Annotated in this window: 16 protein-coding genes, 2 tRNA genes and 1 riboswitch; of the genes, 4 read left to right on the forward strand and 14 right to left on the reverse strand. The window is 66.9% G+C overall.

The genetic code is table 11. The features are described 5' to 3' along the window. Positions 1 to 484, forward strand: a 484-nt coding sequence (locus ACK41U_RS13725; RefSeq protein ID WP_409681233.1) for a sugar phosphate isomerase/epimerase family protein, incomplete at its 5' end; no start/stop codon positions are given. Between the two features lie 36 nt (positions 485 to 520). Here the strand turns inward: ACK41U_RS13725 and ACK41U_RS13730 are convergent. The 3 genes from ACK41U_RS13730 to ACK41U_RS13740 all read right to left on the reverse strand — a co-directional run bounded on the left by ACK41U_RS13730 (position 521) and on the right by ACK41U_RS13740 (position 2,823). After that, positions 521 to 1,228 carry an RES family NAD+ phosphorylase gene (locus ACK41U_RS13730; protein WP_409681234.1) on the reverse strand — a complete coding sequence of 236 codons (708 nt, stop codon included), beginning with the start codon at positions 1,226 to 1,228 and terminating at the stop codon, positions 521 to 523. Beyond that, positions 1,225 to 1,638 carry an MbcA/ParS/Xre antitoxin family protein gene (locus ACK41U_RS13735; RefSeq protein WP_409681236.1) on the reverse strand — a complete coding sequence of 138 codons (414 nt, stop codon included), beginning with the start codon at positions 1,636 to 1,638 and terminating at the stop codon, positions 1,225 to 1,227. Before ACK41U_RS13735 ends, ACK41U_RS13730 begins: the two co-directional genes overlap by 4 nt. A 69-nt stretch (positions 1,639 to 1,707) precedes the next feature. Continuing rightward, positions 1,708 to 2,823 carry a CobW family GTP-binding protein gene (locus ACK41U_RS13740; protein ID WP_409681238.1) on the reverse strand — a complete coding sequence of 372 codons (1,116 nt, stop codon included), beginning with the start codon at positions 2,821 to 2,823 and terminating at the stop codon, positions 1,708 to 1,710. A gap of 52 nt (positions 2,824 to 2,875) precedes the next feature. On the opposite strand from ACK41U_RS13740, the gene ACK41U_RS13745 reads away from it, so the two are divergent. Then, the gene (locus ACK41U_RS13745) at positions 2,876 to 3,142 is read left to right on the forward strand and encodes a hypothetical protein (RefSeq protein ID WP_409681240.1); all 267 of its coding nucleotides are present in this window, start codon (positions 2,876 to 2,878) and stop codon (positions 3,140 to 3,142) included. A gap of 121 nt (positions 3,143 to 3,263) precedes the next feature. On the opposite strand, the gene ACK41U_RS13750 is transcribed toward ACK41U_RS13745, so the two are convergent. From ACK41U_RS13750 to ACK41U_RS13775, 6 genes are all read right to left on the reverse strand, one after another. Next, on the reverse strand, positions 3,264 to 4,325 hold the full coding sequence (locus ACK41U_RS13750) for a FecCD family ABC transporter permease (protein ID WP_409681242.1): 1,062 nt from the start codon (positions 4,323 to 4,325) through the stop codon (positions 3,264 to 3,266). Between the two features lie 3 nt (positions 4,326 to 4,328). Further along, the gene (locus ACK41U_RS13755; protein WP_409681244.1) at positions 4,329 to 5,261 is read right to left on the reverse strand and encodes an ABC transporter substrate-binding protein; all 933 of its coding nucleotides are present in this window, start codon (positions 5,259 to 5,261) and stop codon (positions 4,329 to 4,331) included. 34 nt (positions 5,262 to 5,295) lie between these two features. Further along, positions 5,296 to 6,159 (reverse strand): ABC transporter ATP-binding protein, encoded by an 864-nt coding sequence (locus ACK41U_RS13760; protein WP_409681246.1) that lies wholly within the window; start codon positions 6,157 to 6,159, stop codon positions 5,296 to 5,298. Positions 6,160 to 6,188: 29 nt separating this feature from the next. Then, positions 6,189 to 6,406: riboswitch (cobalamin riboswitch) on the reverse strand. A 259-nt stretch (positions 6,407 to 6,665) separates the two neighbouring features. Continuing rightward, positions 6,666 to 6,740, reverse strand: a tRNA-Val gene (locus ACK41U_RS13765). Between the two features lie 89 nt (positions 6,741 to 6,829). Further along, complete coding sequence (locus ACK41U_RS13770; protein ID WP_409681248.1) at positions 6,830 to 7,402, reverse strand: histidine phosphatase family protein; 573 nt, start codon at positions 7,400 to 7,402, stop codon at positions 6,830 to 6,832. Positions 7,403 to 8,187: 785 nt separating this feature from the next. Further along, positions 8,188 to 8,262 (reverse strand) — tRNA-Gln (locus ACK41U_RS13775). A gap of 96 nt (positions 8,263 to 8,358) precedes the next feature. On the opposite strand from ACK41U_RS13775, the gene ACK41U_RS13780 reads away from it, so the two are divergent. Then, positions 8,359 to 9,534: an NAD(P)/FAD-dependent oxidoreductase gene (locus ACK41U_RS13780; RefSeq protein ID WP_409681250.1), complete on the forward strand. Its 1,176-nt coding sequence runs from the start codon at positions 8,359 to 8,361 to the stop codon at positions 9,532 to 9,534. A 20-nt stretch (positions 9,535 to 9,554) separates the two neighbouring features. Here the strand turns inward: ACK41U_RS13780 and fba are convergent, their stop codons facing one another. The 5 genes from fba to ACK41U_RS13805 are packed head-to-tail and all read right to left on the reverse strand — an operon-like array spanning position 9,555 to position 13,565. Next, a complete protein-coding gene (gene fba / locus ACK41U_RS13785) occupies positions 9,555 to 10,589 on the reverse strand; it encodes a class II fructose-bisphosphate aldolase (protein WP_409681252.1) in 1,035 nt (344 codons plus the stop codon). A gap of 4 nt (positions 10,590 to 10,593) precedes the next feature. Beyond that, entirely contained in the window at positions 10,594 to 11,565 is a 972-nt protein-coding gene (locus tag ACK41U_RS13790) for a class 1 fructose-1,6-bisphosphatase (RefSeq protein ID WP_409681254.1), read from the reverse strand. A gap of 5 nt (positions 11,566 to 11,570) precedes the next feature. Continuing rightward, on the reverse strand, positions 11,571 to 12,032 hold the full coding sequence (locus ACK41U_RS13795) for an RpiB/LacA/LacB family sugar-phosphate isomerase (protein WP_409681256.1): 462 nt from the start codon (positions 12,030 to 12,032) through the stop codon (positions 11,571 to 11,573). An 11-nt stretch (positions 12,033 to 12,043) separates the two neighbouring features. Then, positions 12,044 to 12,799 (reverse strand): triose-phosphate isomerase, encoded by a 756-nt coding sequence (locus ACK41U_RS13800; RefSeq protein ID WP_409681257.1) that lies wholly within the window; start codon positions 12,797 to 12,799, stop codon positions 12,044 to 12,046. 1 nt (position 12,800) lies between these two features. Then, complete coding sequence (locus tag ACK41U_RS13805; RefSeq protein ID WP_409681259.1) at positions 12,801 to 13,565, reverse strand: DeoR/GlpR family DNA-binding transcription regulator; 765 nt, start codon at positions 13,563 to 13,565, stop codon at positions 12,801 to 12,803. 132 nt (positions 13,566 to 13,697) lie between these two features. Between ACK41U_RS13805 and tkt the strand changes: the two genes are divergently transcribed. Continuing rightward, positions 13,698 to 15,722 carry a transketolase gene (tkt, locus tag ACK41U_RS13810; RefSeq protein ID WP_409681261.1) on the forward strand — a complete coding sequence of 675 codons (2,025 nt, stop codon included), beginning with the start codon at positions 13,698 to 13,700 and terminating at the stop codon, positions 15,720 to 15,722. The last annotated feature ends 35 nt before the right edge of the window (positions 15,723 to 15,757 follow it).

The following is a 15,757-nucleotide window of genomic DNA, read 5'->3' on the forward strand; positions in this document are numbered from 1 at the left end:
TCTGCCCGTGCCCGGTCTGGCCGCGCAACTGCGCCCGCTGCTGGACGCAGCGCGCAAGGCCGGGATCCGCATCGCGATCGAAAACCATTTCAACTATCCCTCGCCGCGCATGGTCGATCTGTTGCAGACGGTGGACGACCCGACATTGGGGGTCTGTCTGGACGTAGCAAATTCGATCTGCGCGGGTGAGTGGACCGAAGAGACGGTGAGCCTGCTGGCGCCCTTCACGATTAACCTGCACCTGAAGGATTACGTCATTATCCCGGACCCTTACGGGGTCGGCTTTCGCATTCAGGGCGTGCCGCTTGGTCAGGGGCGCGCGCCGCTGGACTGGGTGCTGACGCAACTGGCCCATTGCCCGCCGGACACAAGCTGCATTCTGGAACATTGGCTGCCCCTGGGCGATGATCCGGCTCGGGCCCGCGCGGCAGAACGCCCGTGGCTGGACCAGACCGTCGCCCATGCCCGCCGCATCGTCACCTGACAGGGGCGCCACAACGCGGCCATGGCAGCGGGCGGGTCAAGTGACCGCGATCACCTCGCCCGTATCCAGCGTTTTGACATAGTCCACGGCGGCGCCGTTCCAGTGATAGGCGTAATGCGCGCCCTGCACCGGGACCGGCACCACATCGGGCCAGAAGGCCGCGATGCACAAGCCCCCCTGCCAGCGCAGGCTGGGCCATGTGATCCCGTTTGACCCCGCCGCCCGCCGCCTTGCGCCGAATTCCTGCGATGCCCGGTAATCGACAGGGTGCAGCAGCGCGTCGATCCCGGTCACATCGTCAAAGACGCCGTCGACATGCCCGATCAGTTCGCGGAATTGCGAGGTCCAGCCGGGCGCCTCATTCGTGGCGCGCATGAACAGGCTGTGGTGATAGATCGTTTCAGCAATCGCCACCTCGCTGCTGTCGCCCGCATAATACAGCCCATAGCTGCCATCCGAGAACCGCCCCGGCCGCAGCGGCGAGCAATGCACGAAAGGCGCCATCACCCAACTGGCCCCCGGCCCCGAGACCCGGCGCGCGGGCGGCACTTTTGACAGATCGCCGATGCTGTCGCGCAGGCGCGGGTTGAACTTGGCCTCGGCCGAGGCCAGAGCCTCCCAGTCGGCGGGATCGGCGATATCCTCAAACAGGTGAATCGGCGGATGGATCGACCGGATGATGCGCACGCTGCGCGGCCAGATGACCCGGCGGGCGGGCGCCGTGGCCGTTGACACCTGCGTCACCAGCCACCCCGCTGCGCATCCAGATAGGCGCGCAGGTCGACCAGATCGGTAATCTCGCCCCGCAGCATAATGTCCAGCGCCCGTCGCCCCTCGAACGCATCATTCGGTTTGCGGATCCAAGCGTAGCCCCGCGCCGGATCGGTGAACAGATAGCGCAGCGCCTTGTGAATGCCCATCAGGATGGCCATGCGCGCCCGCAGGTCACGGTCGATGCGCCCGATCTCGCCCGATTTCCAGCGCGCCCATGTCCGGGGCGCCATATCGCCCAGCAGGGTCCGCGCCTCGGCATCGCCCAGATCCCACGCGCGGAACAGGTTGACCGTGGTGCGCGCCAGCGCGGCGGCCTCGTCATCCGAGATGGCGGGAAGATCGGGGCGTGCCGCAACCGGCTGGATCGTCGCAAATTGCATGATCATCTCCTTTGGCATGAATATAGGATTATTCTGCCAAAAGGCAAGTCCGCCATGCCCCGTCGCCCGTCACAGATCATCCAGCGAATGCATGCTGATCGCTTGCCCCGCGACAACCCCGGCCCGCATGCGCAGCAGATCCAGACTGGCCTCCAGCTCATCGACGGGCATGTCGCGTGCAATCAGAACGACGCGGCTGGTCCGGTCGTCACCCGACCAGTTCTCCAATGGGACCGGCGGTTCCAGAATATGCTGCACCCCATGCAGCACAAAGGGCTGGATGGCCCCGTCCAGATGCACAATCGCCTTAAGGCGCAGGATCGCATCGCCCTGAAGGCCCATGATCATATCCAGCCAGAAGTCGAAAACGCCGGGCGGGATCGGCGTGTCGATGGTGATCGAGGCCGTGGCGACCCGGCTGTCGCGGGCGTGATGCGAGGGTGCAGCGGGCGGAAAGACCGGTAGCACCGCGGGTTGCACAAATCCCGACAGCCCGGCCAGCGGATCAGGCGTCAGATCAGGCTGCGACAGGCCCATCCACGCCAGCGCCGCGCTGGTATCGCCACTGTCGCGCCCGGTCGTCAGCCCGAACAGAACGCCCTGCGGCACGCGTCCCCGGTCGGCGCGGATGCGCCGCGCATGCGGGTTCAGCGGGTTCAGCCGCCGTTCCAGATCCGCGATCCGGGCGGGGGTGGCCAGATCGCATTTGGTCAGCACGATCCGGTCGGCCATGGCGACCTGCGCCTGCGCCTCGGCATGGCGGTCCAGCGTGCCCGCACCCAGAACCGCATCGACGGCGGTGACAATCCCGTCCAGCCGGAAGGCGTCGGCGACAGGGCGGTCCAGCAGCAGCGTGTGATGGATCGGGCCGGGATCGGCGAGGCCCGTCGTCTCGATCACCACGCGGTCAAAGGCCAGTTCGCCCCGCGCCCGGCGACCCTGCAGCGATGTCAGCGTGCGCGACAGATCGCTGCGGATCGAACAGCAGATGCAGCCCGAGGCCATCAGGATAACATCCTCGGCGCTGGCCTCGATCAGATCGTGATCCAGCCCCGCCTCGCCAAATTCATTGACGATCACGGCGATGCGCCCGCCCGTGCTGTCATGCAGCAGATGGTTCAGCAACGTCGTCTTGCCTGCGCCCAGAAAGCCGGTCAGCAGGGTCACGGGGATGCGGTCGGACATGGTTGCGGGGCCTTTCTGAACGTGGTTGGTTTGGCGGCAGAGGTATCGGGCAATGAGCCTTTCGGCACAGATCAGGGACAAGGCCGCCACGCTGTGGCACTTTCAGCGCGTCCGGCAGCTGGTGCGCCAGCAGGCCGGGCTGGCCCCGCAGGTCATCGTCTCGGTGGCCGAGATCCCCTGCGAAGACCCCGCCTGCCCCGGACCCGCGACACAGATCACCATTCTGGGACTGGACCTGATCCGGCGCAGGCTGGTCATTCACCGCCCCGTGGCACAAGTGACCGAGGCTGGCATTGCGGCGGCGCTGCGCATGCCCTGACGACGCCGGACACACGCATCACATTGATGTACTTTTATTACATAACATAATTGGCGACGGCAACCGCCCTTTCCGGCGACGGCTCACTTTCGCCAATGGCGAAACGTCGCGTGGGCCGTGGTCAGGTCTTACGGGACATGATCCAGATGAAAAACAACCCGCCGCAAAGGCCGGTGACGACGCCGATGGGAATATCCTCGGGGGCCATCGCCACGCGGGCCAGTGCGTCGGCGCCGATCAGGAACACCGCCCCGGCGAAGGCCGAGGCCGGCAGGACGCGGGCATTGTCGCCGCCCAGAACCATCCGCACCAGATGCGGCATCATCAGCCCGACAAAGCCGATCAACCCGGAAAAGGCCACCATCACCCCGGTGATCAGGGCGGCCACCACAAACACGGTCAGGCGAAAACGCCCGACCTCCAGCCCCAGACTGGCGGCGGTCTCGTCCCCCAGACTCATGGCGTTCAGCTGCCCGGCCTGCGCCCAAAGCCACAGTCCGCAGGGGATCAGCACCGCTAAGGGCCACAGCAGATGCGACCATTGCGCAAGGCCAAGCCCGCCCAGCATCCAGAACACCACCGTATGGGTGGCGCGGGGATCGCCCAGAAAAATCAGAATATTGGCGCAGGCCATAATGACAAAGCTGACCGCCACCCCGGTCAGCACCAGCCGGTCGGCGGTCGAGCCTCGGGCCATCCGCGCCACGCCCAGCACCAGAACCGTCGCCATCAGCGCGCCGCCAAACGCCATCAGCGGCACCGTCAGCGCGCCCAGAAACAGCCCCGTATGCAGCAGCGCGGCAATCGCGCCAAAGGCACCGCCCGATGAGATGCCCAGCAGATGCGGATCGGCCAGCGGGTTGCGCGTCACCGATTGCAGCGCCGCGCCGACCATGCCCAGCCCGGCCCCGACCAGCCCGGCCAGAATCACGCGGGGCAGGCGGATCTGCCAGACGATGCTGGCATGACCCGCGCTGACATCCGGGGCGATCAGACCGGGGATAAGCCGGTCCAGCACCACGCCCCAGACGGTGGCCAGCGGCACCGCCACCGCGCCCACCGACACAGCGACCCCGATCACCATGATCAGCACCGCCGCCAGAACGGTGCCCAGCCCCAACCTTAGACACAACCTTAGCCCAAGGCGCTGCGCGACGACGGTGGCGGCAGTGCTGTCAACCATCGCTCAGTTCCCCTGAAACGCGGCGACCAGCTTTTCGACCGCGGCGATATTGCGCGGCCCCGGCGTCGCCTCGACATAGTCCAGCACGACAAAGCGGTCGTTTTGCACCGCGTCGACATCGGCGAATGCGGGGTTGGTCTTCATGAAACCGATCTTCTGTTCCGCCGTCACATCGCCGTAATTCACGATCACGACCACCTGCGGGTTCCGCTCGACCACCGGCTCCCAGCTGATTTCGGCCCAGCTTTTGTCCAGATCATCCATGATATTGCGCCCGCCCGCCGCCTCGATCAGCGCGTTGGGCATGGCATGCGCCCCTGCGGTAAAGGGCGCCTCTTCGCCGCTGTCATAGACAAAGACCCGCAAGGGGGTGCTACGGTCGATCCCGGCGGTGACAGCCTCCAGCCGCGCCTGCCAGTCGGCGACCAGCGCCTCTGCCCGGTCCCCGACACCAAAGATGCGGCCCAGATTGAGGATATCGGTATACATATCCTCCATGCTGGACCGCGGGCGCGGGCCCAGATGAATGCAGCTTTCGGTCAGCTCGTAGACCTGAATGCCAAAGGGGGTCAGCGTGTCGGGCGTAACCTCGCCGCCGACCTTCATGCCGTAATTCCAGCCCGCAAAGAAGAAATCGGCCTCGGCTGCGGCCAGAACCTCTTTGCCGGGATATCGTTCGGAAAGCTCGGGCAGTTCGGCCACGCCCGCGCGCATGTCTTCGTCCAGCGTCTTCCAGCCCGAGATGCCGGTATAGCCTACCATCCGGTCGCGCAGGCCAAGAACCAGCATCATCTCGGTCAGGTTCACATCGTTCGAGACGGCGCGCGCGGGGGGCGCATCGAATGTCACCTGACGGTCGCAGCTTTGCACGGTCACGGGATGGGCCAGCGCGGCACCCGCCGACAGCAGCAGGGCGGCAAAAGACAGACGGAACATGGATGGTCCTTTCGAGGTCGTCACAGAGAGGTCGTCACAGAGAAAAGGAAAAGCGCGGTGCGGGGCCGCTGCGGTCGATCCGCGCGCGCACGCCAAAGGCCCGCGCCAGCGTGGCCTCGGTCAGGGCATCGTCCGGGGGGCCGTCGGCCAGAACGCGGCCCTGCGACAGGACCAGCACACGTTCGGCAAAACCCGCCGCAAGGGTCAGGTCGTGCAGCGTGGCGATGACGGTCAGGCCGAACCCGCGCAGCAGGGCCAGCAGTTCAAGCTGATGGCGGATATCCAGATGGTTCGTGGGCTCGTCCAGCACGATCACGCGCGGCTCCTGCGCCAATGCGCGGGCGACCATCACGCGCTGACGCTCGCCGCCCGAAAGGGTCCCAAAGGCGCGGCCGGCCAATCCGGTCAGGTCCATCCGCTCGATCGCGCCTGCGATAATGCGCGCATCGGCCTGACCGGGTCCCGACAGCCCCGCCGCCCAGCCCCGCCTATGCGGCAGCCGGCCAAGAGCCACGATCTGGCGCGCGGTCAGCGCGAAATCGGTCGGCTGTTCCTGCAGCACGGCGGCAAGGTGGCGCGCGGTCTGCGCGGCGCTGGTCCGCCACAGATCGCGCCCCATCAGCCGGACCGAGCCCCGGCGCGGCGCGTGGTGGCGATAGATCAGCCGCAGCAGCGAGGATTTGCCCGCGCCATTGGCCCCGCAGATCGCCATGATCTGCCCCTGAGGCACGGCAAAGCTGATATCCGACAGAATATCCGGGCCGCGGGGCGGACCCCAGCAGACACCGGACAGCTCGACCGCAGGGGCCGCTGTGGCATCACAGCAGGCTTGCGCGCCAACATGCTGCGGCACAGGTTCAACGGGCGCGGCCACTGGCCTGCGCGAAAGGTCATCCATCGAAGTCTCCTTCCGGGACACCCCGCCCGGTGGTCGTTTGCTTCGATGGCAGGTCTCCTGACTTCGCGGGTCGTGACCTCCCCCACCTTCCCATGCCCGTCAGGGGCACAGTGGCATCGGGGGACGCTCGCCGCTTACAGTTGCGGGGGCAGTCACGGATTTGGCGCCTGTTGGCTACACCGCACCGTGTTCCCTTTTCACCCGGCCGCGCGTGGCTTGGCCGGGAACCATCGCCGACATGAATGCCGCCTGCAGAGCCACAGGTCAAGACCGCACGGCGTCGGGGCGGTGTTTCAGAAAGGTCCGTCACGGGCAGGCATCCGGGCTGGGGGAGACATTAACGTTACGTAATAACATATCTGTAAATGAAAGACCATCGCCGCCCGCGCGCCGTCCATGCGCGCCGTCCGGAGGACCCCGGCCGAGAAAGGCTTGCCTCCCCTGTTCACGAACCACGAGGCAGAACGTCCAGAGACCCTGCCGCCGGGGGGATATGCGGAAAGCACTGGTGGCCCGTGAGAGATTCGAACTCCCGACCGGCCCGGTGTAAACGGGACGCTCTACCACTGAGCTAACGGGCCATCCGCAGCGGTGCGCATCGAACCCCAAAGCGGCGGGAATGACAAGCCCCGGCCTGCATCAAACGCAGCCTGCATCAAACGCGGTCGCATCAATCGCGGTCGTCGGGATGGCGCCGCACATCGGACGTGCCGCGACGGATGATCAGCACCCTGCCCTGATCCACCGGCGCCCCGGCCAGTTCCGTCACATTCCGCCCCATGGCCAGCACCCAGATCATCCGCAAGGTGATGCCATGGCTGACAATCAGCGCCGGACCGTCAAGCGAGGTCAGCAGGCACCGGCACCGGCCCGCCAGCGCGGCAAACCCCTCGCCGCCGGGAATGCGGTCGTACCAGTCCAGCCCCTGACCGCGAAACACCGCCGGGTGATCGCCGCGCAGACGATCCTGCCGCTGCCCCGCGAACGGCCCCATGCCGATCTCTGCCAGATCGGCGCGGGTCTCGAAACCGCCGGGGCCAAAGACCAGCCGGGCGGTCTCGACCGCCCGGCCCTGTGGGCTGGACAGGCGCCTGCCCGCGACACCGGCGATCAGTTCCGCCTGCCAGCGCGCCTGCTGCTGCCCCCGCGCCGTCAGCGGCGAATCCAGCTGACCCTGAAAGCGCGCCTCGGCGTTCCAGCGCGTTTCGCCGTGCCGCATCAGATACAGATCCGGCAGCACCATGCGCGCCCCCTGCGATGCGGTCTGCAACGCTCGCGTGAAAGATTGTCCTGAGGTGGCAGTCATGTTGTCCGGCTTCCGCATGGCCCGGGCGACGAAAGCCGCCCCTGATCCTGCACCGGTCTAGCGCCCCGACCCGGCGCTGGTCCAGCCCATCGGCTCCGGTCGTCCAGCACCGGCAGGCCCGGACGAAAACAGCCCCGCATCGCTGCGGGGCTGCCTGTCGTGCTTCGATATGGTCGCTGCAATGTCGTGGCCTCAGGGCCTCAGTCCACCAGCGCCTTGTTGGTCTGCGCGTGTCACACGGCCATCCGCAGGCCCATCCGCCCTGATGCGGGGATGCGGGCCGCCACGGCCCCGGACCCGGGCTGGCGCAGTTCGGGGAAAATCGCAAAGATACCGGCCCGCGCCGCGCCCACGGATTTGATTGCCTCGGGGCCGGTGAACGATGGAGAACACCATGGCCGATGCTGCTGGCTTCGGTGCAGCATATCGTGGCGGGGATCACGACCAGCGCTTTGTGCCGCCGACGATCGCGAAAGAGACAGCTTGATGGCGCGCATTTCCGCTATGCCGGTCGCAGCCCGCGAACGCGTCAACACCTGCCTTGCCGTGCACCGGACGCCTGCCTTCCCGACAACGCCGAACGCCCCCGCCGTTGGCATTCGGGGCTATCTTATGCGTGCGAGTCGGACCGGCCGGAACACCCACCTGTCACACACACTCAGCGGCAACACATGCGCCCGACCGGCGCCGGTGCGTGCGTTATTTTTCTCAATGATATGAATTGGCTGGGGCGGTAGGATTCGAACCTACGGTACACGGTACCAAAAACCGATGCCTTACCACTTGGCCACGCCCCAACTGTGGGAGGGTGATTACCCAAGGCCGATGGCGGGTGCAAGGCGAAAAATGCAGAAAACTTGCCGCGCCCGGCAACGGGCTGTAAGGCGCGGTCCATGGAGCATCTTGACCTTGTTATCCTTGGCGCGGGCGCCGCCGGACTGTTCTGTGCGGGCTCGGCCCTTGCGCAGGGAAAACGCATCGCAATTCTGGATCACGCAGACAAACCGGGCGAGAAAATCCGCATCTCGGGCGGGGGGCGGTGCAATTTCACCAACCTCGCCACCGCGCCCGACCGCTTTCTGTCGCAGAACCCCCGCTTTGCCGCCAGCGCGCTGGCCCGCTATCAGCCGCAGGATTTCGTGGCGCTGGTGGACCGCGCCGGAATCGCATGGCACGAAAAGACCCAGGGACAGCTGTTCTGCGACGGCAAGGCCACCCAGATCACCGATATGCTGCTGCGCCGGATGCAGGGGGCGGACCTGCGGCTGAACACCCCCGTCACCCGGATCAGCCATCAGGCCGACCGCTATTGCCTTGAGGGGGAATGGGGCGCGCTGACAACCTCGCGGCTGGTGATCGCCACCGGCGGCAAGTCGATCCCCAAGACCGGCGCCACCGGGCTGGCCTATGACATCGCGCGCCAGTTCGGCCTGCGGCTGGTCGGGACGCGCGCCGGACTGGTGCCGCTGACCTTCGCCGAGCAGGATCTGGACCTGTGCCGCCCCCTGGCAGGCGTCGCGGTCGAGGCGCGGATCGCCCATGGCGGCGGGGCGTTCCGGGACGCGCTGCTGTTCACGCATCGCGGGCTGTCGGGGCCGGTGATCCTGCAGATCTCCAGCTTCTGGCAGCCGGGCGAGGTGTTGGAAATCGACCTCTGCCCCGATCACGACATCACCCTCGCGCTGCAGGAGGCGCGCGGGCGGAATGGCCGCCAGCAGGTCGCCACGGCGCTGGCGCAGATGCTGCCGGACCGGCTGGCGCAGGCGCTTGTGGCCGAGACGGGTCTGGCGCAGGCGCGGCTGGCCGATCAGAACAACGCCCGGCTGGCGGCGCTTGGGCACCGCGTGAACCGCTGGCAGATCACCCCGGTCGGCACCGAAGGCTATCGCACCGCCGAGGTCACACTTGGCGGCGTGGACACGCGCGATCTGGATGCCCGCACGATGCAGGCGCGGGCGGTGCCGGGGCTGCATTTCATCGGCGAATGCGTCGATGTCACCGGCTGGCTGGGCGGCTATAATTTCCAGTGGGCCTGGGCCTCGGCGGATGCCGCCGGGCGCGCGGCCTGAACCACGCGCCCGGCAACAGGTCAGTAACGCCCGGCCATCGCCGCCAGCGGCAGGGGCTTGATGCGGCTGGCATTGCCTGCGGTGCCGAAGGCCTCGAACCGGTCGCGGCACACCTGCGCCATCATCGCGATGGCGGGTTTCAGATAGGCGCGCGGATCGAATTCCGACGGATCTTCCGCCATCGTCCTGCGGATCGCCGCCGTCATCGCCAGGCGGTTGTCGGTGTCGATATTCACCTTGCGCACGCCATGCCGGATGCCGCGCTGGATCTCCTCGACCGGCACGCCCCAGGTCGGGCGGATCTCGCCGCCATGGCTGTTGATGATCGCCTGCAGATCCTCGGGCACCGAGGATGAGCCGTGCATCACCAGATGGGTGTTCGGCAGCCGCTTGTGGATCTCTTCGATCACATGCATCGCCAGAATCGCGCCATCGGGCTTGCGGGTGAACTTGTAGGCGCCGTGGCTGGTGCCCATGGCGATGGCCAGCGCATCGACGCCGGTATCCTTCACGAACTGCTCGGCCTCGGCCGGATCGGTCAGCAGCTGATCCTCGGACAGTTTTTCCGTGGCACCGTGACCGTCCTCCTGATCGCCCATGCCGGTTTCCAGACTGCCCAGCACGCCCAGCTCGCCCTCGACCGAGACACCGCAGGCATGGGCCATCTCGGTCACGCGGCGGGTGATGTCGGCGTTATAGGCATAGTCGGCGGGCGTCTTGCCATCGGCCTTGAGGCTGCCATCCATCATCACGCTGGTGAATCCGTTCTGGATCGCGGTGGCGCAGGTCTCCATGCCGTTGCCGTGGTCCAGATGCATGCACAGCGGAATGTCGGGATACGCCCGCGCCAGCCCGCCGATCAGGCCCGCCAGCACCGCGTCATTGGCGTATTTGCGCGCGCCGCGGCTGGCCTGCAGGATCACCGGGCTGTCGGTGGCGGCGGCGGCCTGCATGACCGCAAGCCCCTGTTCCATATTGTTGATGTTGAAAGCGGGCACGGCATAGCCATGCTCGGCGGCGTGGTCCAGAAGCTGGCGCAGGGTGATCATGGCCATGGGGTTATCCTTTGCTGGCAAGATAGGAATGGATCGCCGCGACCTCATCGGTGGCGCCGAAAATCAGGGGCGTAAACTCGTGCAGAGCGGTGGGCACGCGATCAAGGATCGGGGCGCGCCCGTCGGTGGCCTGCCCGCCCGCCTGTTCGATCAGAAAGGCGATGGGCACGCTTTCATAGATCAGCCGCAACCGACCGTTGCCATATCCGGGCCGCGCATCGTCGGGATAGAGAAACACGCCCCCCTTCAGCAGGATGCGGTGCAGTTCGCCCACGGCGGCGGCCAGCCAGCGCATGTTGAAATCGCGCCCGCGCGGGCCGTCCGTGCCCGCCCGCAGATCGCGCGCCCAGTCCTGCAATCCCGGCGCCCAATGCCGCTCGTTCGAGGCGTTATAGGCGATGGTCGAGGCGGTGGGTTTCAGCCGCAGCCCCTCGCGCGCGACGCGAAAGCCTGTGCCCGCATCATGGGTGGCGACATGCACCCCCTGCCCCGTGGACCAGCCGAAATCGACCGAATGCCCAAAGGACGCATAGCCCGCCGCGACCGCATGGCGACCGGGGCGCAGAAAGCTGTCCTGATCGGCGGGCAGCACGCTGAACAGCATGCCCAGCGGCGCGCCGATGCCGATGCTGCCGGACCCGTCGATCGGGTCGATGGCCACGTCGAATGCGCCGCCCTCGTTCAGTTGGATGACCGCCTCGGCCTCTTCCGACAGCACCTGCCGCACGCCCGCCGCGCGCAGCACCGCGATCATGTGATCATGGGCCGCCAGATCCAGCGCCTTTTGCTTATCGCCGCTGTCATTGGTGCCGACGATGGCCTCGGGGTCGCCATGCAGCCGCCCCGCCGCCAGCCGCGCCGCCAGTGGCGGCAGGGCGCCCGCAATCGCCGCGATGATGTCGCCCGCCGGGGCGCCCTCCAGCGCCTCGGCCAGCAGCGGCCCCTGCGCCGCTGCGTCATTGGGAAGGCGCAGCATTGCCCCTAGCCCTTGTTATACTTGGCATCGACCGCGTCGATGGCATCGACATTCCCGGCCGAGCGGCCAGCGGCGTCAAAGTTCATCGTCTCGGCCAGCCAGGCATCGGCGATGGTCTTGGCGACCTCGGCCCCGATCACGCGGGCGCCCATGGTGATGATCTGGGCGTTGTTCGACAGCGCCGCGCGTTCGGCGGAATAAGTGTCATGGGTCAGCGCCGCGCGGATGCCCGGCACCTTGTTGGCCGCGATGCAGACGCCGATGCCGGTGCCGCAGACCAGAATGGCGCGGTCATAGGTGCCGTCGATGACCTGACTTGCGACCCGGTCCGACAGATCGGCATAGAACGCCTCTGCGCCCGCATCGGTGCGGCTGATCTGGGCCACGTCAAAGCGGTCCTTCAGATGGTCGGCCAGCACCTTGGCCAGACCTTCGCCCGCGCTGTCACCTGCGATTGCCAGTTTCATGTCAGTTCCTTTCAGATGGTCGCGGCGCAGCGCGCCAGAATGTCCAGATAGCCGTTCACGTCCCAGGCCGCGCGCCCGATGAACAGCCCGTCGATATGCGGGCAGGCGATCAGTTCCTCGCAATTGCCCGGATTGACCGAGCCGCCATAGAGGCAGGGCACCCGCCGCCCCAGCACATCCCGTGCCACCGCAATGATCTCGGCCTGCCGCGCATCGGCATAATCCGAGGTCGCGGGAATGCCGTTCTCGCCAATGGCCCAGACCGGCTCATAAGCCAGCAGGATCGTGGCCGTGCTGCCCGCCACGCGGGACAAGGCGCCGCGCACCTGCGTCTCCAGCACCTCTGCCGCGCGGCCCGCCTCGCGTTCGGCCAGCGTCTCGCCGATGCAGATCAGCGGGATCAGGCCGTGGCGCACGGCGGCCTCGGTTTTCAGGCCGACCGTCTCATCGGTCTCGCCGAAATGCGCGCGCCGTTCGCTGTGACCCAGCTCGACCATGTCGAGGCCGCAATCCTTCAGCATCAGCGGGCTGATCTCGCCGGTCCACGCACCTGTGTCGGCCCAGTGCATATTCTGTGCACCCACGGTGACCGATGTGTGCGCCAGCATCCGGGCCACCTCGCGGCAGGCCGTGAACGGCGGGATCACAAAGCGCTGGATGCGCGGATCGCGCCCCGCATCCGCCGCGGCCAGCCCTTCGGCAAAGACGCGCGCCTCGGCCAGCGTCTTGTTCATCTTCCAGCTTGTGCCGATCCAGAATTCGCTCATGTCAGTCCCTTGCAATGGTCAGCGCAATGCCCGCCCGGTCGATGGCGACCCGTGTTTCCGGGGCGGGGGGCGCGTCGGTGATAATGATGTCGAACTCGGCCAGCCCCGCCAGCACATGCAGCGCCGAGCGGCCAAAGCGGCTGTGATTGACCAGCAGCACCCGACGCTCGGCCGCCTGCATCATCGCCCGCTTGGCGCGCACGGCGGCATCGTCCATGTGAAATGCCTGAAGGCCCGCCACGGCGGGGGTCGAGACAAAGGCCAGATCGGCCCGCAGACGCGACAGCGCATCCTCGGTCACGACGCCGAAAAACCCATTGAATTTCGCGCTGTAGGTGCCACCAAGCGCGATCAGCGTGACGCGGGGCGCCTCGCGCAGATGGTCGATGACGGCGGCATTGTTGGTGATCACCGTCAGCGGCGCGCAGTCGGCCAGACGGGCGCCCAGCAGCGCCGCCATCGAGCCGTCGTTGATCATCACCGTCATGCCCGGCTCGACCAGTTCCAGCGCCGCGCGGGCCATCCGGGCCTTGGCCTCGCCATCCTGCAGCTCGCGGATGCGGAAATCGCTTTCGAATTGGGTGCCCGCCTCGACGGTCGCCCCGCCGCGCACCTTGCGCAGCAGCCCGGCCTGTTCCAGATCGTCCAGATCGCGGTGAATGGTCATTTTCGAAACCGCAAAGCGCAGCGCCAGATCGTCCAGATCAACCGCCCGCGCCTCGGCCAGCAGGTCCATGATCGACTGTCTGCGTTCGTCGCGCTTCACCACGTCTCCTCCACCTCGCCCGGATATTTCTAACATCGCCCCCGCAAGATACAACATAAATTTTGTGACTTTGTTATTTTTACTTGTTACGAATCGGGCATAACCCTAATGATTTCCGCAGAGGAGGACGCCATGCCCTTAGACACCCCCAAAGACCCCGCCATCGCCGCCAAGGCCGCGCTGGACCCGCAGAATTTCGCGCTGGCCAACTGCATCCGCGCGCTGACCATCGACGCGGTGAACGCGGCGAATTCGGGTCATCCCGGCGCGCCGATGGGCATGGCCGATGCCGCCACGGTGCTGTTCCGCAACCACCTGAAATTCGATGCGGCCAATCCCGACTGGCCCGACCGCGACCGCTTCGTGCTGTCGAACGGCCATGCCTCGATGCTGCTTTACAGCCTTTTGCACCTGACGGGTTACAGCGACATGACGCTGGAGCAGGTGAAGAATTTCCGCCAATGGGGGTCGATCACCGCGGGCCACCCGGAATATGGCCACGCCAAAGGAGTCGAGACCACGACCGGCCCGCTGGGTCAGGGTATCGCGACCGCCGTGGGCATGGCGCTGGCCGAACGCGCGCTGGCCGGGGAATTCGGCGACGATCTGGTCGATCACCACACCTATGTCATGCTGGGCGACGGCTGCCTGCAAGAGGGCATCGGGCAAGAGGCGATCAGCCTTGCGGGCCATCTGGGTCTGGGCAAGCTGATCGTGCTCTATGACGACAATTCGATCACCATCGACGGCCCCACCTCGATCAGCTTTTCCGAGGATATTCCGGCGCGTCTGGCCGCCTGCGGCTGGCACGTGCAGACCTGTGACGGCCATGACGGCACCGCGCTGGATGCAGCCATCACGGCGGCGAAGGCCGAGACGGGCAAGCCCTCGCTGATCGCGATGAAGACGATCATCGGCTTCGGCTCGCCCAACCGCGCGGGCAGCTATTCGGTGCATGGCGCGCCGCTTGGCGCCGATGAGGGCGCGCTGACCAAAGAGGCGCTTGGCTGGTCCTCGGACCCCTTCACCATCCCCGAGGATCTGGGTGCCGAATGGCGTGCCATCGGCGCACGCGGGGCCGAGGCCCGCACGGCATGGGAGGCCCGGCTGGCCGCCTCACCCCATCGCGACGCGCTGACGCAGCGCCTGTCGGGCGCCCTGCCCGAGGGCTATGACGCCGCCGTCACGCAGGCGCGCGAGGCCCTGTTTGCCGCGCCGAAAAAGGCCGCGACCCGCAAGGCCAGCCAGATGGCGCTTGAGTCGCTGGCGGCGGCGGTGCCCGCAATGATCGGCGGCTCGGCCGATCTGACCGGCTCGAACCTGACCCGCGTCAAGGCGGTGGACAGCCAGTACACACGGCAGGCACCGGGTCGCTATATCGGCTATGGCGTGCGCGAATTCGGCATGGCCGCGGCGATGAACGGCATCAACCTGCATGGCGGTTTCATCGCCTATGGCGGCACGTTCCTGGTGTTTTCCGACTATGCCCGCAATGCGATCCGGCTGTCGGCGCTGATGGGGGTCGGCACGATCTATGTGATGACCCATGACAGCATCGGTCTGGGCGAGGACGGCCCGACCCACCAGCCGATCGAGCATCTGGCATCCCTGCGCGCCATCCCCGGCCTGACCGTCCTGCGCCCCGCCGATGTGATCGAGACGCTGGAGGCCTGGGACATCGCCATCCGCAACCGCGACGTGCCCTCGCTGCTGGCGCTGTCGCGTCAGGACGTGCCGCAGCTGCGGCTGGAGGCAGGGACCGAGAACCTGACGGCCAAAGGCGCCTATGTGATCCGCCAGTTCGGTGAGGACCGCGACCTGACCCTGATCGCCACCGGCACCGAAGTCGCCATCGCGGTCACCGCCGCCGAGGCGCTGGCGGCCGAGGGCATGTCGGTCGCCGTCGTCTCCATGCCCAGCTGGGAGCTGTTCGACGCCCAGCCCGCGGCCTATCGGGCCGAGGTTCTGGGCACCGCCCCGCGCATCGCCATCGAGGCTGCGGGCAAGTTCGGCTGGACCCGCTATGTCGCCTCCGAGGATGACGTGATCGGGATGACCGGCTTTGGCGCTTCGGCCCCGATCGACCGGCTGTATCAGGAATTTGGCATCACGGCGGACGCCATCATCGCCCGCGCCAAGGTGCTGACCGGTCGCTGACAGAGCTTGCGGACGGGGCCGCAAACGGCGGCCCC

The sequence above is a fragment of the Paracoccus sp. (in: a-proteobacteria) genome (assembly GCF_046289755.1).
GTDB lineage: Bacteria > Pseudomonadota > Alphaproteobacteria > Rhodobacterales > Rhodobacteraceae > Paracoccus.

Excerpts from the sequence above, each read along its gene's own strand:
- ACK41U_RS13735 (WP_409681236.1), bottom strand. The coding sequence starts at position 1,638 with ATGCAATTTGCGACGATCCAGCCGGTTGCGGCACGCCCCGATCTTCCC.
- ACK41U_RS13740 (WP_409681238.1), bottom strand. The coding sequence starts at position 2,823 with ATGTCCGACCGCATCCCCGTGACCCTGCTGACCGGCTTTCTGGGCGCA.
- ACK41U_RS13745 (WP_409681240.1), top strand. The coding sequence starts at position 2,876 with ATGAGCCTTTCGGCACAGATCAGGGACAAGGCCGCCACGCTGTGGCAC.
- ACK41U_RS13750 (WP_409681242.1), bottom strand. The coding sequence starts at position 4,325 with ATGGTTGACAGCACTGCCGCCACCGTCGTCGCGCAGCGCCTTGGGCTA.
- ACK41U_RS13755 (WP_409681244.1), bottom strand. The coding sequence starts at position 5,261 with ATGTTCCGTCTGTCTTTTGCCGCCCTGCTGCTGTCGGCGGGTGCCGCG.
- ACK41U_RS13760 (WP_409681246.1), bottom strand. The coding sequence starts at position 6,159 with ATGGATGACCTTTCGCGCAGGCCAGTGGCCGCGCCCGTTGAACCTGTG.
- ACK41U_RS13770 (WP_409681248.1), bottom strand. The coding sequence starts at position 7,402 with ATGGTGCTGCCGGATCTGTATCTGATGCGGCACGGCGAAACGCGCTGG.
- ACK41U_RS13780 (WP_409681250.1), top strand. The coding sequence starts at position 8,359 with ATGGAGCATCTTGACCTTGTTATCCTTGGCGCGGGCGCCGCCGGACTG.
- fba (WP_409681252.1), bottom strand. The coding sequence starts at position 10,589 with ATGGCCATGATCACCCTGCGCCAGCTTCTGGACCACGCCGCCGAGCAT.
- ACK41U_RS13790 (WP_409681254.1), bottom strand. The coding sequence starts at position 11,565 with ATGCTGCGCCTTCCCAATGACGCAGCGGCGCAGGGGCCGCTGCTGGCC.
- ACK41U_RS13795 (WP_409681256.1), bottom strand. The coding sequence starts at position 12,032 with ATGAAACTGGCAATCGCAGGTGACAGCGCGGGCGAAGGTCTGGCCAAG.
- ACK41U_RS13800 (WP_409681257.1), bottom strand. The coding sequence starts at position 12,799 with ATGAGCGAATTCTGGATCGGCACAAGCTGGAAGATGAACAAGACGCTG.
- tkt (WP_409681261.1), top strand. The coding sequence starts at position 13,698 with ATGCCCTTAGACACCCCCAAAGACCCCGCCATCGCCGCCAAGGCCGCG.